Here is a 15,821-nt window from a genome sequence, read left to right as displayed (position 1 = left end):
TTGTCACCGCCCGCGCCGCCGGCCCGGCGGCGCGGGCGGCGTTCATCGGGAGCGGTTGACTCCTGTGCATGAGTCAACCTGTCGCGGGAGAATTCCGCGACAGGTTGCGGAAGGTGATTGCTCCTCAGTCTCGCGCGGGGATCGGCCGCGATCTGCAAATACTTCGCTGTGGCCGACGAGACCACGTCACCATTCGCCATGGTCCTTCAAGGCTCCTATTCTCCTGCACATGAGTAACGGCGCCAGGAACGCCGAGTCAACGCCGCTCCACTCGGTGTCCGTCGCAGGGGTGGTGGTGCGGGAGGACGGCCGGGTGCTGGCGATCCGGCGGGCCGACAACGGGACCTGGGAGCCGCCGGGTGGAGTGCTGGAGACGACGGAGGCCGTTGAGGACGGCGTGCGGCGCGAGGTGTTCGAGGAGACCGGGATCAAGGTCGGCGTGGAGCGGCTGACCGGCGTCTACAAGAACGTGAGCCGCGGAATCGTCGCCTTGGTCTTCCGTTGCCGACCGGAGAGCGGGATCGAGCGGCTCTCGGAGGAGTCGACCGCCGTCGACTGGCTCACACCGGGCGAGGTCTCCGACCGTATGGCCGAGGTGTATGCGGTGCGTGTGCTGGACGCGCTCCGGGACAACGCCGTACCGGTCGTGCGGGCCCATGACGGGCGGCATCTGCTTGGCTGACGGTCGCGAGCCGCATGGAGGGCGCGGTATGAGCTTCTACGAGCGGCACCGCGACTTCATCGAGGAACTGGAGCGGATCGCCCCCGACGGCGTTCGGATCGAGTGGTCCGGGGACGTGCTGATCATGCAGGCGTCGCCGCCGAACGTTCATCAGCTCAACCTCGCGTTGCTGCGCGGGCAGTTCGAGCGGCACGCCCCTGACGGGTGCCTTCCCAGTGAACGCACCAGGATCGTCAGCCCGGACGTGTCCAAGGGACGTGAGCCGGACCTCACCTACCTGCCGGTGGACGTCCTCTCCGGGCCGGGCAACCGGGTGCCGGCGGCCGAAGCGCTGATCGTGGTGGAGATCGTCTCGCCCTCCAATCCGGGCAACGACTGGATGGACAAGCTGCACGACTACGCCGTGATGCGCATCCCGCTGTACTTGATCGTGGACCCGCGCGACCGGACGGTGACGCTGTTCTCCGAGCCGGACCACGACCGGTACCACACCCGCAGCGACCGGAGGTTCGGTGACGAGATCCACATCCCGGAGCCTTTCGGCTTCACGTTGGGCCTGGCGGCGCTCGTGGCGTACAAGGACTGAGGATCAAAGGTGGTGAACGAGGGTGTCGGGCCGTGATAGACCGGATTCCACTATGAATATCTGTGTTTTCTGCTCCGCCGCCTCGCTCGACGAGCGTTACTCCGCCCCCGCCGCCGAGTTCGCCCGGCTCCTCGGTGAGGGGGGTCACACGCTGGTGTGGGGCGGGTCCGACACCGGCCTGATGGGCGAGCTGGCGGACGGGGTGAAGGCGGCCGGCGGGCAGCTGGTCGGGATCTCCGTCGAGTTCCTGCGGCACAAGGCGTACGAGGGGGCCGACGAGCTGGTCGTCACCGCCGATCTCGCCGAGCGGAAGGCGATGCTGCTGTCGCGCGCGGACGCGGTCGTGGTGCTGGTCGGCGGGCTCGGGACGCTGGACGAGGTCACCGAGGTGCTGGAGCTCAAGAAGCACGGGCTGCACGACAAGCCGGTGGTCGTGCTGGACACCGAGGGCTTCTACGCGGGCCTGCGCACCCAGCTGGAGCGGATGGACGCGGAGGGCTTCCTCCCGCGCCCGCTGGCCGAGCTGATCGCCTTCGCCGACACCCCGGCCCAGGTCTTCGAGCAGCTGAAGGCCTGAGAGGATCGGGACCATGGCCACTCATCTGATCACCGGCGCCGGCTCCGGCATCGGCGCCGTCCTCGCCGAACGTCTCGCCGCGCGCGGCGACGAGCTCTGGCTGCTGGCCCGCGACGCCCGTCGCGCCGCCGAGCTGCGCGAGCGGTTCCCCGGCGCGAAGACCCTGGTCGGCGACCTCGGCGACCCGGCCAAGCTGTCCTGGGCCTTCGGGCACCAGGCGCTGCCGGTCGAGCTGGACTCGCTGCTGCACGTGGCCGGCGTGGTCGAGCTGGGCCCGGTCGGCGACCTGCCGGTCAAGGCCTGGCAGGAGACCCTGAACGTCAACCTGGTCGCCCCCGCCGAGCTGACCCGGCTGCTGCTGCCCTCGGTGCGGCTGGTGAAGGGGCACGTGGTGTTCGTGAACTCCGGCGCCGGCCTGCGGGCGAGCGCCGAGTGGTCGGCGTACGCGGCGAGCAAGCACGGGCTGAAGGCCCTCGCCGACGCGCTGCGGCTGGAGGAGCACGGCAACGGCGTGCGGGTCACCTCGGTGTACCCGGGCCGCACCGCCACCGCGATGCAGGTCAAGGTGCACCAGCAGGAGGGCAGGGCGTACGACGCCGGTCAGTGGATCGAGCCGGAATCGGTGGCCAAGGCCGTCCTGGCGGCGCTGGACGCCTCGCGCGACGCGGAGATCACCGACATCACCGTCCGCCCGGGGCGCTAGAGGCGCGGTGGCGGCGCACTAGGCTCGGACGGGTGAGCAACGGACACCCCTTCCCCGACCTGGTCGGCGCCGCCACCGGCGTCGGCTCGCTGCCCGGCACCGACGCCCGGGAGGCCGCCAGGACCTCCACCGGCGCGCTGGAGCACCTGCCGTTCCTCCCGGAGCTGCCCGCCCGCGGGCCGGGCGCCGACATGATCGGCCGCTCCGCCGGTCTGCTGGTCGAGCTGTTCGCGCAGACCGAGCCGAGCGGCTGGCGCTTCGCGGACCGCCCCGGCCGGGACACCCGGCGGGCCCACTCCTGGCTCGGCGAGGACCTCGACGCGCTGGAGGAGCACACCCAGGGCTACCAGGGCGCGCTGAAGGTCCAGGCGGTCGGCCCGTGGACGCTGGCGGCGTCCGTCGAGCTCAAGCACGGCGAGAAGGCACTCGCCGACCCCGGTGCCTGCCGGGACATCGCGGGCTCGCTGACCGAGGGCCTGCGCCGCCACCTCGCCGACGTCCGCAAGCGGGTGCCCGGCGCGGAGGTCGTGCTCCAGCTGGACGAGCCCCTGCTGCCCGCCGTGCTGGCCGGCGAGGTGAAGACCGCCAGCGGGTTCCAGCGGCTGCGCTCGGTCGACCGGCAGGTCGCCGAGGAGGCGCTGCGGGAGCTGATCCGCGGGCTCGACGCGCCCGTCGTGGTGCACTGCTGCTCGCCCCGGGTGCCGCTGCCGCTGCTGCGCCGGGCCGGGGTGGCGGGCGTCTCGGTGGACTTCTCCTTGCTGACCGAGCGTGAGGACGACGACCTCGGCGAGGCGGTCGAGGCCGGCACCGTGATCCTCGCCGGTGTCGTTCCCTCCACTGACCGGACCCCTGCTCAATCAAGGGCGCTGTCGGACCCGGCCGGTAGTGTCCAGGGTGTCAGGACGTTGTGGCGCAGGCTCGGGTTCGCCCCGGAGCTGCTGGGCCGCCGTGTGCTGGTGACGCCGACCTGTGGGCTGGCCGGGGCCTCCCCGGCCCATGCGCGTTCGGCGTTGTCACTCAGCGTGAAGGCGGCCCAGAGCCTGGTGGACAACCCGGAATGAGAGATTGACGGAGGGCTTGCGGTGGTGGCTGTCGAGGGCTGGGAGGACGTTCCGGCGGAGGTGCGCAAGCGGCACGCCGAGCTGGCGGCCGAGATCACCGACCACCGGGCCCGCTACTACGAGCAGGACACGCCGGTCGTCAGCGACGCCGAGTTCGACGCGCTGATGCGCGAGCTGGAGGGGCTGGAGGCCGAGCACCCGGCGCTGGTCACCCCGGAGTCGCCCTCGCAGAAGGTCGGCGGCGCGCCGACCCTGCTGTTCGCCCCGGTGGAGCACCGGGAGCGGCTGCTCAGCCTGGACAACGCGATGGACGACGAGGAGCTCGCCGCCTGGGCCGAGCGGGTCGCCGGTGAGCTGGCCGGGATCGACTACCACTACCTGTGCGAGCTCAAGGTGGACGGCCTGGCCGTCAACCTCACCTACGAGAACGGCCAGTTGGTGCAGGCGGCGACCCGCGGCGACGGCCGGGTCGGCGAGGACATCACCGCCAACGTCCGCACCATCAAGGAGATCCCGCACCGGCTCCAGGGCGACAACGTCCCGGAGCTGGTGGAGATCCGGGGCGAGGTCTACTTCCCGACCGAGGCCTTCGAGGCGCTCAACGCCTCCTTCTCGCAGGAGAACGAGCGCCGCCGGGTGGAGAACGAGGAGCGGGCCGAGGAGGGCAAGCGGCCCCGGGCGATGATCCGGCTCTTCATGAACCCGCGCAACGCCGCGGCCGGCTCGCTGCGCCAGAAGGACCCGCTCGTCACCGCCTCCCGCCCGCTGCACATGGTGGTGCACGGCATCGGCGCGCGCACCGGCTTCGACATCGACTGCCAGTCGCACGCCTACGAGCTGCTGCGCGAGTGGGGCCTGCCGACCGCGCGGCACAACCGGGTGGTCGGCATGCTGGACGAGGTGCGGGCGTTCATCAAGCACTTCGGCGAGCAGCGGCACTCGGTCGAGCACGAGATCGACGGCGTGGTCGTCAAGGTCGACGAGATCGCCCTGCAGGGCCGGCTCGGCTCCACCTCCAAGTCCCCGCGCTGGGCGATCGCCTGGAAGTACCCGCCGGAGGAGGTCACCGGGAAGCTGGCGGCGATCAAGGTCGGGGTCGGGCGCACCGGCCGGGCCACCCCGTACGCGGTGCTCGCCGAGCCGGTGAAGGTGGCCGGCTCGATGGTGCAGTACGCGACGCTGCACAACCAGGAGATCGTCAAGGCCAAGGACGTCCTGCTCGGCGACACCGTGGTGCTGCGCAAGGCCGGCGACGTGATCCCGGAGATCCTCGGCCCGGTGTACGACCTGCGCGACGGCACCGAGCAGGCGTTCGTGATGCCCTCGCACTGCCCCGAGTGCGACAGCGAGCTGCGGCCGATGGCCGAGGGGGACATCGACCTGCGCTGCCCCAACGCCCGGTACTGCCCGGCGCAGATCCGGGAGCGGATCGCCTTCCTCGGCGGGCGCTCGGCGCTGGACATCGAGGGCCTCGGTTATGTCGCCGCCACCGCGCTGACCCAGCCGCTGGAGCCGGCCGAGGCGCCGGTGGGCAACGAGGGCGACATCTTCGGCCTGACCGTCGAGCAGCTGCTCCCGATCAAGGTGCTGGTGCGCGACCAGAAGACCGGCATGCCGAAGCTCGACGACGAGACCGGCGAGGAGAAGGAGGTGTTCTTCTTCGCCACCACCACCGGTGCGCCGAAGAAGAACACCGGGCTGATGCTGGAGAACATCGAGAAGGCCAGGGACCGTCCGCTCTGGCGCTTCCTCAACGGCCTCTCGATCCGGCACGTCGGCCCGGTGGCCGCCCAGGACCTCGCCCGGGAGTTCCGGGACCTGGACGCGATCTTCGCGGCGAGCGAGGAGCGGCTGGCGGCCACCGAGGGCGTCGGCGCGGGCACCGCGCGGTCGATCATCGAGTGGTACCAGGTGGACTGGCACCGGGAGATCGTCGAGAAGTGGCGCGCCGCCGGCGTGCGCTTCACCGAGGAGGCGACGGAGGACGAGGGCGAGCGCCCGCTGGAGGGGCTGACGGTGGTCGTCACCGGCACGCTGGCCGGGCACACCCGGGACGGTGCCAAGGAGGCGCTGACCTCGCGGGGCGCGAAGGTGACCGGTTCGGTGTCGAAGAAGACCCACTTCGTGGTCGCCGGTGACAACCCCGGTTCCAAGTACGACAAGGCCGTCCAGCTGGGGCTGCCGGTCCTGGACGACGCGGGCTTCACGATCCTGCTGGAGCAGGGCCCGGCCGCCGCCCGGGTCCACCTGGGACTGCCGCCGGAGCCGCCGGAGGAGCCGGTGAAGAGGGCGCCCGCGAAGAAGAAGGCCGCCGCGAAGAAGGAGGCGGAGGGGGAGGAGCAGCAGCCCGCCGAGGAGACCGCCGAGGAGATCGCCGAGCAGCCCGCCGAGGAGACCGTCGAGCAGCCCGCCGAGGGCTGACCCCGCGCGCGGAAGCCCCGAATCCGGCTTGTTATCGTCCTGATGCAACGTCACCGGGTGCCGCACAGTGTTATCGGGCATCGTGTCACTGCGCGGCACCGGGCTCGGTGGCGTATGTCCGGTTGTCCGAAAGTCTGCCCGTCGGGTGGGGCCGCGCATACCCTGGAGCGCAACAGAGTGTCAGCAGGGGTGGGGGCACCGGCTGAGCCGGGCCCCGCGGGGCCGCTCCATGCCCGGCAGGCTGCCGGTACCGGTACGGTGCCTCACCGCTAGGCGGCCTGACGGGGCGGGCCCGACGGAGGACAGGGCTTATGGATCGTACGACCGGCGGCGCGCCCACACGCCCGCCGCAGGGGGTGGCGGGGGCCGTCCTGCTGCTCGGCGTGCTGCTGGCCGGCGCGGCGCCGCTCATCCCGCTGGCCGTGCTGGTCTACCGCTACGAAGCGGAACTGCTGCCGCTGTTCGCGGTGCCGCTGGCCGTCCTGGTCGCCGCCTGGCGGATCGCCCGGGACCGGGCGCGCGACCAGCTCACCGACCCCCTGACCGACCTGCCCAACCGCCAGGCGTTACTCATCGCCGCCCAGGAGGCGATCGCCGAGCACTCCGCGGGCTACAGCGTCGGTCTGATCCTGCTCGACCTCGACCGCTTCCGGTCGCTCAACGACACCCTCGGCCACACCGCCGGCGACCGGCTGCTCGTCCACATCGCCCGCCGGCTGCACCGGGCCCTGCGCTCCGGCGGGGCGGCCGGCAGCGCCACTCGCGAGTCCATCGACGACGTCTTCGCCGGCCTGCCCCGGCACTACCGCGGCCGCCCGATGGTGGCCCGGATGGGCGGCGACGAGTTCGCCGTCCTGCTGCCCGGCATCGGCTGCCCGGACTCGCTGGAGAAGGTGGCCAAGGCGCTGATCGCCGAACTGGCCGCGCCGATCCGGCTCGACGGCCTGCTGCTCGTCCTGGAGGCCAGCGCGGGCGTCTGCGTCTTCCCCCAGCACGCCCAGGACGCCGAGTCGCTGCTGCGCCGCGCCGACGTCGCGATGGGCCACGCGCAGCGCGAGCGCACCTCGGTCGAGCAGTACGACGAGGCGCAGGACGCCGACACCCCGTACCGGATCGGCCTGCTGGGCGACCTGCGGCGGGCCCTGGAGACCGGCGAGGTGCAGCTGCACTACCAGCCCAAGGTCGCCTTCGACGGCCGGGTGGTCGGGCTGGAGGCGCTGCTGCGCTGGGAGCGCCCCGGCCAGGGCCGGGTCTCGCCGGACGAGTTCGTCGGCCTCGCCGAGTCGAGCGGGCTGATGCCCCGGCTGACCGACTACGTGCTGGAGGCCGCCGTCGGACAGCTCGCCCACTGGCGCGAGCAGGGCCTGCAGGTGCAGGTCGCGGTGAACGTCTCGCCGCGCGACGTGCTCAACCCCGGCTTCGCCCAGCGGGTCGCCGGCCACCTCGTGCGCCACCAGGTGCCGGCCCACGCGCTCCAGCTGGAGATCACCGAGCGGCTGCTGCTGGACGACTCCCGGCGGGCCGCCGACACCCTCGCCGAACTGCGCGGCTACGGGGTCGGGATGTCCCTGGACGACTTCGGGACCGGCCACTCCTCGCTGGTGCGGCTGCGCAGCCTGCCGGTGGGCGAGCTGAAGATCGACCGCTCCTTCGTCTCCCGGATGGTCGCCGACGACCACGACGCGGCGGTGGTCCGCTGCTCGGTCGAGCTGGCCCACTCGCTCGGCCTGACCGTGGTCGCCGAGGGCGTCGAGGACGACGAGACCTGGGAGCGGCTGAACTGCATGGGCGTGGACGCGGTGCAGGGCTGGCTGGTCTCGGCGGCGCTGCCGGCCGAGCAGGCCACCGCCTGGCTGCGGGTGCACCGCACCGGCGCCCCGCCGGTGGAGCGGCTCGCCGCCGCCTCCGCCGACCGGCTGCCGCCGGTGATCAAGCCCGCGCTGCCGCCGGTGGTCCAGGCGGTGCAGGCCGCCGCGGTGGAGATCCAGGCGCCCCAGCAGCAGCGTTGGGCGCCGACCCGCCCGCAGTGAGCGGCGCCGCGCGGCGGGGGTGACCGGGCCCCACCGCTGGTCGTTGGCCGGTGGCCGGGCCGCGCCCCATAGGATGGGCCCACAGACCACGAGGACGGGAGTGCCGGACAGGCCGCTCCCGGCCCGGGCCCGGGGCCGCCGGACGGCGGATCCGGGCCTCACCAGAACTCACCCTGAGGATCGCTGCATGCCTGGCATCACGCGCGAGGAGGTCGCCCACCTCGCTCGGCTGTCGCGTCTTGAGTTGCAGGCCGAAGAGCTGGACCACTTCGCCGAGCAGCTCGACGTGATCATCGGCGCGGTCGCCCGCGTTTCCGAGGTCGCCGGACAGGACGTCCCGCCCACCTCCCACCCGCTGCCGCTGACCAACGTCATGCGTGCGGACGAGGTCCGGCCGTCGCTCACCCCGGAGCAGGCGCTGGCCGGTGCCCCGGCCGCCGAGGAGCAGCGTTTCCGCGTTCCCCAGATCCTCGGGGAGGACTGACCGAGATGACCGACCTGATCCCCACCCCCATCATCAAGTGGACCGCCGCCGAGACGGCCACCGCCATCGCCAAGGGCGAGGTGTCCGCCGTCGAGGTCGCGCAGGCGCACCTGGACCGCATCGAGGCCGTCGACCAGAAGGTCAACGCCTTCCTGCACGTCGACACCGAGGGCGCGCTCGGCGCGGCCCGGGCCGTCGACGAGAAGCGCGCCAAGGGCGAGGAGCTGGGCCCGCTGGCCGGTGTCCCGCTGGCGCTGAAGGACGTCTTCACCACCAAGGGCGTGCCGACCACCTGCGGCTCGAAGATCCTCGAGGGCTGGATCCCGCCGTACGACGCCACCCTGACCTCGCGGCTCAAGGACGCCGGCGTCGTCATCCTCGGCAAGACCAACATGGACGAGTTCGCGATGGGCTCCTCCACCGAGAACTCCGCCTACGGCACCACCGGCAACCCGTGGGACCTCTCCCGGATCCCCGGCGGCTCCGGCGGCGGTTCGGCGGCCGCGCTGGCCGCCTTCGAGGCCCCGCTGGCGATCGGCACCGACACCGGCGGCTCGATCCGCCAGCCCGGCGCGGTCACCGGCACCGTCGGCGTGAAGCCGACCTACGGCTCGGTCTCCCGCTACGGCCTGGTGGCCTTCTCCAGCAGCCTGGACCAGGGCGGTCCGTGCGCCCGCACCGTGCTGGACGCGGCGCTGCTGCACGAGGCCATCGCCGGCCACGACCCGCTGGACTCCACCTCGATCGACGCGCCGGTCCCGGCCGTGGTCGAGGCCGCGCGGATGCGCGACGTCCGCGGCATGCGGATCGGCGTGGTGAAGGAGTTCGCGGGCGAGGGCTACCAGCCCGGCGTCATGCAGCGCTTCAACGAGTCGGTGGAGCTGCTGCGCGAGCTGGGCGCCGAGGTCGTCGAGGTCTCCTGCCCGTCGTTCACCCTGGCGCTGCCCGCGTACTACCTGATCGCGCCCAGCGAGGCCTCGTCCAACCTGGCCCGCTTCGACGCGATGCGCTACGGCCTGCGGGTCGGCGACGACGGCACCCGCTCCGCCGAGGACGTCACCGCCCTGACCCGCGAGGCCGGCTTCGGCCCGGAGGTCAAGCGCCGCATCATCCTCGGCACCTACGCGCTCTCCTCGGGCTACTACGACGCCTACTACGGCTCGGCCCAGAAGGTGCGCACGCTGATCTCCCGCGACTTCGACGCGGCCTTCGCCGGTGTGGACGTCCTGGTCTCGCCGACCACCCCGACCACCGCCTTCCCGATCGGCGAGCGCGCCGACGACCCGATGGCGATGTATCTGGCCGACCTCTGCACGATTCCGTCCAACCTGGCGGGCAACGCGGCCATGTCGCTGCCCTGCGGCCTGGCCCCGGAGGACAATCTCCCGGTCGGCCTGCAGATCATCGCACCCGCGATGGCGGACGACCGCCTGTACCGCGTGGGCGGCGCCGTCGAGGCCGCACTCAACGACAAGTGGGGGCACACCCTGCTGGAGGAGGCACCGGCACTGTGAGCAAGATCGAGAAGGCGAAGGCCCAGTCTGCTTCTCTGAAGGGGTGGAAGCACTCGAAGCCCGGCCTCTGGCTGTCCATCGGAACCAGCGCGTTCGGCGCGCTCTCCATCGCCAAGGACGTCCGCAAGGCCCGCGACGAGAGCGACACCCTGAAGCTGGTCAACGCCCTCGTCGGCGCCGCCGCCCTGGTCACCGGCACCGCGCTGCTGGTGCGCGAGCTGCGCCGCCTCGGCGACGACGACGTCCTGCTGGGCTAGCCCGTGGGGTCCGGCCGGTACCGCGGTACCGGCCGGACCCGCACCACCGAAGACTTTTTGAGTGAAGGGGACGCTGTGAGCGTCAAGAACCTGGTCTCCTACGAGGACGCTCTCGCGTCGTACGACCCGGTGATGGGCCTGGAGGTCCACGTCGAGCTCGGTACCAAGACCAAGATGTTCTGCGGTTGTTCGACCGAGCTGGGTGCCGAGCCGAACAGCCAGGTCTGCCCGACCTGTCTGGGGCTGCCGGGCTCGCTGCCGGTGGTCAACGCGGTGGGCGTGGAGTCGGCCGTCAAGATCGGCCTGGCGCTGAACTGCGAGATCGCCGAGTGGTGCCGGTTCGCGCGGAAGAACTACTTCTACCCGGACATGCCGAAGAACTTCCAGACTTCGCAGTACGACGAGCCGATCGCCTTCAACGGCTACCTCGACGTGCAGCTGGAGGACGGCTCGACCTTCCGCGTGGAGATCGAGCGCGCCCACATGGAGGAGGACACCGGCAAGTCCAGCCACGTCGGTGGCGCGACCGGCCGCATCCACGGCGCCACCCACTCGCTGCTGGACTACAACCGGGCCGGCATCCCGCTGATCGAGATCGTCACCAAGCCGATCACCGGCGCCGGCGAGCGGGCCCCCGAGGTCGCCCGCGCGTACGTCGCCGAGCTGCGCGAGGTGATCCGCTCGCTGGGCGTCTCCGAGGCCCGGATGGACAAGGGCCAGATGCGCTGCGACGTCAACCTGTCGCTGCGCCCGAACGGCACCGAGACCTTCGGCACCCGCTCGGAGACCAAGAACGTCAACTCGCTGCGCAGCGTCGAGCGGGCCGCCCGGTTCGAGGTCCAGCGGCACGCCACGGTGCTGACCGACGGCGGCACCATCGTCCAGGAGACCCGGCACTTCCACGAGGAGGACGGCTCCACCACCTCCGGCCGGATCAAGGACAACGCCGAGGACTACCGGTACTTCCCGGAGCCGGACCTGGTGCCGATCGCGCCGTCCCGCGCGTGGGTCGAGGAGCTGCGCGCCGAGCTGCCCGAGCTGCCGCGCGTGCGCCGGGCCCGGCTGCAGGCCGAGTGGGGCCTGTCGGACAAGGACATGCAGTCGGTGCTGAACGCCGGCGCCGTCGAGCCGATCCAGGAGACCATCGCCGCCGGGGCCCCGGCCGACCAGGCCCGCAAGTGGTGGATGGGCGAGCTGGCCCGCCGTGCCAACGAGACCGGCACCGAGCTGGCCGAGCAGCCGATCACCCCGGCGCAGGTCGCCCGGGTCACCGCGCTGGTCGCCGAGGGCAAGCTGAACGACAAGCTGGCCCGCCAGGTCATCGAGGGTGTGCTGGCCGGCGAGGGCGGGCCGGACGAGATCGTCGAGCAGCGCGGCCTGGCCGTGGTCTCGGACGACTCCGCGCTGGGCGCCGCGGTCGACCAGGCCATCGCCGAGAACGAGGCGATCGCCGCCAAGATCCGCGACGGCAAGGTCGCGGCGGTCGGCGCGCTGGTCGGCGCGGTCATGAAGGCCACCCGCGGCCAGGCCGACGCGGCCCGCGTGAAGGATCTGATCCTGGAGCGACTCGCCTGAGTTTCCAAGGCACCTAAGGCTCTCTAAGGCCTGCTTAGTCGCCTGAGGCCCGGTCTTACCCCGTATAAGGGGTGAGGCCGGGCCTCTGTCGTTCCTGCGGCCGGGCGCCTAAGGCGATCGCGCCCCGGAAGATCCGGAAGCCTGCCGATGCCGGCCACCCCCCTGGGAGAGGAGTCTCTACTCAGCAGACGGAAGAGACGAAGAACCCACGAGGGGAACCACCGTGATCGAGTACGAGCTCATCAAGCAGCAGGAACGCGAACTCCGGGCCGAGGCCGAGCACCAGCGCCTGGTCCGCGCGGCGAAGACCGCCAGGCGCACCGGGTGGCGGCCGACCGTGGGCCTGCGCTCCCAGCGGCGCGTCGTGCGCCCCGGCGAGTGCTGACGGACCGGCACCACGGTGCCGAGCGGGGAACGGAGGGGGAGGCGCGGCAGGGGAGCGCCTCCCCCTCCGGGCGTTCGCCGGGCGCGATAACCCCTCGGAGGGCGCAGGACCTTTGTGGCATGCTCGCCTCCATGCAGCAGACCTCGGTGAGTCCCGTCTTCGTCGGCCGCGACCCGGAGCTCACCGACCTGGCCGACGCGCTGCGACGGGCCGGGCGCGGCGAGCCGCAGACCGTGCTGATCGGTGGCGAGGCGGGCGTCGGCAAGACCCGGCTGCTGGAGGAGTTCCTGCGCCAGGCCGACGACCAGGGCGTGCTCACCACCGACGGCGGCTGTCTGGAGGTCGGCGCCGAGGGACTGCCGTACGCGCCGCTGGCCACCGCGCTGCGCCGGCTGCACCGCTGTCTGGGCACCGAGCTGGAGAACGCCGCCGCCGGGATGGAGGGCCACCTCGCCCGGCTGCTGCCCGACTTCGGCGAGGCCGACGGCGAACCCAACGACGAGTACGGACGGGCCCGGCTGTTCGAGCACACCACGCGGTTGTTCGAACGACTCGGCACGGACCGTACTTTCGTGCTCGCCGTCGAGGACCTGCACTGGTCCGACCGCTCCACCCGCGAGCTCTTCGCCTACCTGGTCCGCACCCTGCACCGGGCCCGCGTCCTGCTGGTCGCCACCTACCGCAGCGACGACCTGCACCGCCGCCACCCGCTGCGGCCCTTCCTGGCCGAGCTGGAGCGGCTGCGCACGGTGCGCCGGCTGGAGCTGGAGCGCTTCGGCCCCGGCGAGGTGGCCGCCCAGCTGGCCGGCATCCTCGGCACCGCCGTACCCGACCGGCAGCTGGTCGAGCGCATCCACCGGCGCTCCGAGGGCAACCCGTTCTTCGTCGAGGAGCTGGCCGCAGCCCTCCGGGAGGGCTGTTCGACCGGGCTCCCCGACTCCCTGCGGGACATCCTGCTGGTCCGGGTCGAGGCGCTGGACGAGGAGACCCAGCGGGTGCTGCGGCTCGCCGCCGAGGGCGGGTCCTGCGTCGAACACGCCCTGCTCGCCGCCGTCCTGGAGGACGAGGAGCGGCTGATCGGGTCGCTGCGCGCCGCCGTCGGCGCCAACATCCTGCGCCCGGACCCCGACGGCGACGGCTACCGGTTCCGGCACGCGCTGGTCCGCGAGGCCGTCTCGGACGACCTGCTGCCCGGCGAGCGGCACCGGATCAACCGCCGCTTCGCCGAGGCCCTGGAGGCCGAGCCGCAGCTGGTCGGCGCCGACGTGCGGCCGGCCCGGCTGGCCAACTACTGGTACCACGCGCACGACCCGGCCCGGGCGCTGCCCACCGCGCTGGACGCCGCCCGCGCGGCCCGCCGCCGCAACGCCTTCGCCGAGCAGCTGCGCATGCTGGAGCGGGCCCTGGAGCTGTGGGACGAGGTCCCCACCGAGCACCTGGCCGGCACCCTGCGCCCGTACGACTGGGCCGAGACCTACCCGCCGTGCTCCTGCGACGACGACCACCACGACGAGGACTGCGACCGGCTCTGCCTGATCGACGTGCTGGCCGAGGCGGTGGTCGCGGCCCGCCGCAGCGGCGACCGGGAGCGCGGGCTGAGCCTGGCGAAGCGGGCGCTCAAGCTCGTCGACGAGGCCGAACACCCGGCCCGCGCCGCCTGGTTCCGGATCAACCGGGCCCGGATGCTCGGCCATCTGCGCCGCTCCGGCGACGAGGAGGAGATCGCCTACGCGCACCGGCTGGTCGAGCACCTGCCGCCGTCCGCCGTGCAGGCCGAGGTGTTCGCCCTCGGCGCCGGCGCCGGCATGCTCTCCAACCCCCGCCCCGAGCTGGTCGTGCTCGCCGAGCGGGCCGCCCGGATCGCCCGCGAGGTGGGCGCGCACACCGTCGAGCAGCACGCCCTGATGACGCTCGGCGGACTGCGCAACGACCTGGACGCCGACCCGGAGGCGGCGGTGGCCCAGCTGACCGCGGCGGTCGAGGCCACCCGCCGGCTCGGTGCCACGGACCTGCTGCTGCGCGGCCTCAACAACCTCTCCTCGCTGCTGCGCGGCCTCGGCCGGGCCGAGCAGGCCGCCGAGCTGGCCCGCGAGGGGCTGGACTCGGCCCGCCGCAACGGCCTGCAGCGCAACATCGGCACCATCCTGACCGGGAACCTCGCCGAGGCGCTGATTGACCTCGGGCGGATCGACGAGGCCGAACTGGTGCTCGCCGAGGGCGACCTGACCAGCCCGACCGGCACCCACGCCGAGTTCCTGGACCGGCTGCGCGGGGAGCTGGCGCTGCTGCGCGGCGACCTGGCCGCCGCCGCCGCCCTGCTCGCCCAGGCCCGGGCGGCCAACCGGGTCGGCCAGATCCAGCACTCGGTGCCGATCAGCCGGCTCGCGGTGCGCACCGCCGCCCTGGCGGGCCGCCCGCTGGAGGCCCGCGCCGAACTGCTGGCCGCCCTGGCGGAGGACTTCCCCTGCGGCTACCTGGCCGACTTCTTCCCACTGCTGGTCGACGGCGCGGGTGCCGAGGCGGACAGCCGCGGTCTGCCGGAGGCCGAGGAGGGCCGGGCGGCGGCGCTGGCCCGGATCGTCGAGGTGGCGTCCGGGCTGACCCCGACGGCGCCGCTGCACCACGGCTGGGCCCGGCTGCTGGACGGCGAACTGGCCCGGGCCGAGGGGGCGGACACCCCGGCGCACTGGGCCGCCGCGGTCGAGCGGCTGCGCCCGACCGGGCTGCCGTACCCGCTGGCGCTGGCCCTGCTGCGGGCGGGCGAGGCCGAGGTGCTGGCCGGGCGGCGCGAGGCCGGGGCCGAACTGCTGCGCGAGGCCCGGGAGCTGGCGTCCGTCCGGGGCGACGCCGGGCTGCGCGCCGAGATCGACGCGCTGGCCGAGCGGGCGGGGCTGGCGGTCGTCGCCGGCCGTCCGGTACCCGCCGCGGCGCCGTCGGCGGGGGAGTCCTTCGGTCTCACCCCCCGTGAGCGGGACGTGCTCCGATTGCTCGCGCGGGGGCGCACCAACCGGCAGATCGCCGAGGAACTGTACATCTCGCCGAAGACGGCGAGCGTGCACGTCTCCAACATCCTCGGCAAGCTCGCGGTGGCCGGCCGGGGCGAAGCCGCCGCGCTGGCCCACCGCTTGCGGCTGTTCCCCGAGGATCTGGCCCCCGCCGGCCGCTGACCGGCAGCCGTCCGCCCGCCGCCCGTCCGACCGGCGCACGGCCCCGGCCGGACGGCCGCCCCGCCCCGGTACGGCCGGTGCCGCACGGGCGCTGCCCCGTGCTCCCGTGCGCGCCGCGTGAGCCCCCCTCCGTGCGCCCCCGCCAACCGGCCCGTTCCGGTGGAATCGGGCGCAATTCCCCACCCCCGGACCATTACTCTAAGTTGAGTGTGCGTGTCATTGAGTGACCGAAGTGGTGTAGGGTCCCGAACGGGAACATCGGTGTGGCGGGACGGCCGGCAGGCCCCCCGCCCCCTGGGCCACCGCCCTGACGGGGCGCCAGGTCACCGCGCACGGCCACCAGGCGCGCGGCCGGTGGTCCGTGACCGGGGCGCGAGGT

Annotated in this window: 12 protein-coding genes and 1 pseudogene; all 13 read left to right on the top strand. The window is 73.0% G+C overall.

The features are described from left to right. Nucleotides 1-217 precede the first annotated feature (217 nt). The 13 genes and pseudogenes from ACFCLZ_RS14610 (at nt 218) to ACFCLZ_RS14550 (ending at nt 15,442) form a co-directional block, all read left to right on the top strand. Nucleotides 218-682 carry an NUDIX hydrolase gene (locus tag ACFCLZ_RS14610; RefSeq protein WP_380286168.1) on the top strand — a complete coding sequence of 155 codons (465 nt, stop codon included), beginning with the start codon at nt 218-220 and terminating at the stop codon, nt 680-682. A gap of 28 nt (nt 683-710) precedes the next feature. After that, nucleotides 711-1,268: a Uma2 family endonuclease gene (locus ACFCLZ_RS14605; RefSeq protein ID WP_380285317.1), complete on the top strand. Its 558-nt coding sequence runs from the start codon at nt 711-713 to the stop codon at nt 1,266-1,268. 52 nt (nt 1,269-1,320) lie between these two features. Continuing rightward, entirely contained in the window at nt 1,321-1,845 is a 525-nt protein-coding gene (locus ACFCLZ_RS14600) for a TIGR00730 family Rossman fold protein (protein WP_380285316.1), read from the top strand. Between the two features lie 13 nt (nt 1,846-1,858). Then, on the top strand, nt 1,859-2,548 hold the full coding sequence (locus tag ACFCLZ_RS14595) for an SDR family oxidoreductase (protein ID WP_380285315.1): 690 nt from the start codon (nt 1,859-1,861) through the stop codon (nt 2,546-2,548). Between the two features lie 32 nt (nt 2,549-2,580). Next, nucleotides 2,581-3,609 carry a methionine synthase gene (locus ACFCLZ_RS14590; RefSeq protein WP_380285314.1) on the top strand — a complete coding sequence of 343 codons (1,029 nt, stop codon included), beginning with the start codon at nt 2,581-2,583 and terminating at the stop codon, nt 3,607-3,609. A 24-nt stretch (nt 3,610-3,633) separates the two neighbouring features. Beyond that, on the top strand, nt 3,634-6,030 hold the full coding sequence (gene ligA, locus ACFCLZ_RS14585) for an NAD-dependent DNA ligase LigA (protein WP_380286167.1): 2,397 nt from the start codon (nt 3,634-3,636) through the stop codon (nt 6,028-6,030). 374 nt (nt 6,031-6,404) lie between these two features. Then, nucleotides 6,405-8,060 (top strand): annotated as a pseudogene (locus tag ACFCLZ_RS14580) (putative bifunctional diguanylate cyclase/phosphodiesterase); the annotation flags it as partial. 187 nt (nt 8,061-8,247) lie between these two features. Then, the gene (gene gatC / locus ACFCLZ_RS14575; protein ID WP_035845952.1) at nt 8,248-8,544 is read left to right on the top strand and encodes an Asp-tRNA(Asn)/Glu-tRNA(Gln) amidotransferase subunit GatC; all 297 of its coding nucleotides are present in this window, start codon (nt 8,248-8,250) and stop codon (nt 8,542-8,544) included. Nucleotides 8,545-8,549: 5 nt separating this feature from the next. Then, on the top strand, nt 8,550-10,058 hold the full coding sequence (gene gatA / locus ACFCLZ_RS14570) for an Asp-tRNA(Asn)/Glu-tRNA(Gln) amidotransferase subunit GatA (RefSeq protein WP_380285313.1): 1,509 nt from the start codon (nt 8,550-8,552) through the stop codon (nt 10,056-10,058). Next, on the top strand, nt 10,055-10,315 hold the full coding sequence (locus ACFCLZ_RS14565; RefSeq protein ID WP_380285312.1) for a hypothetical protein: 261 nt from the start codon (nt 10,055-10,057) through the stop codon (nt 10,313-10,315). Before gatA ends, ACFCLZ_RS14565 begins: the two co-directional genes overlap by 4 nt. A 75-nt stretch (nt 10,316-10,390) precedes the next feature. Then, entirely contained in the window at nt 10,391-11,890 is a 1,500-nt protein-coding gene (gatB, locus tag ACFCLZ_RS14560; RefSeq protein ID WP_380285311.1) for an Asp-tRNA(Asn)/Glu-tRNA(Gln) amidotransferase subunit GatB, read from the top strand. A 223-nt stretch (nt 11,891-12,113) separates the two neighbouring features. Beyond that, entirely contained in the window at nt 12,114-12,275 is a 162-nt protein-coding gene (locus ACFCLZ_RS14555; RefSeq protein ID WP_380285310.1) for a hypothetical protein, read from the top strand. Nucleotides 12,276-12,394: 119 nt separating this feature from the next. Then, a complete protein-coding gene (locus tag ACFCLZ_RS14550) occupies nt 12,395-15,442 on the top strand; it encodes an AAA family ATPase (RefSeq protein ID WP_380285309.1) in 3,048 nt (1,015 codons plus the stop codon). Nucleotides 15,443-15,821: the final 379 nt, after the last annotated feature.

Source organism: Kitasatospora purpeofusca, from assembly GCF_042691725.1.
GTDB lineage: Bacteria > Actinomycetota > Actinomycetes > Streptomycetales > Streptomycetaceae > Kitasatospora > Kitasatospora purpeofusca_B.
This window is presented reverse-complemented; position numbering and strand designations above follow the sequence as displayed.

Excerpts from the sequence above, each read along its gene's own strand:
- ACFCLZ_RS14605 (WP_380285317.1), top strand. The coding sequence starts at position 711 with ATGAGCTTCTACGAGCGGCACCGCGACTTCATCGAGGAACTGGAGCGG.
- ACFCLZ_RS14600 (WP_380285316.1), top strand. The coding sequence starts at position 1,321 with ATGAATATCTGTGTTTTCTGCTCCGCCGCCTCGCTCGACGAGCGTTAC.
- ACFCLZ_RS14595 (WP_380285315.1), top strand. The coding sequence starts at position 1,859 with ATGGCCACTCATCTGATCACCGGCGCCGGCTCCGGCATCGGCGCCGTC.
- gatC (WP_035845952.1), top strand. The coding sequence starts at position 8,248 with ATGCCTGGCATCACGCGCGAGGAGGTCGCCCACCTCGCTCGGCTGTCG.
- gatA (WP_380285313.1), top strand. The coding sequence starts at position 8,550 with ATGACCGACCTGATCCCCACCCCCATCATCAAGTGGACCGCCGCCGAG.
- ACFCLZ_RS14550 (WP_380285309.1), top strand. The coding sequence starts at position 12,395 with ATGCTCGCCTCCATGCAGCAGACCTCGGTGAGTCCCGTCTTCGTCGGC.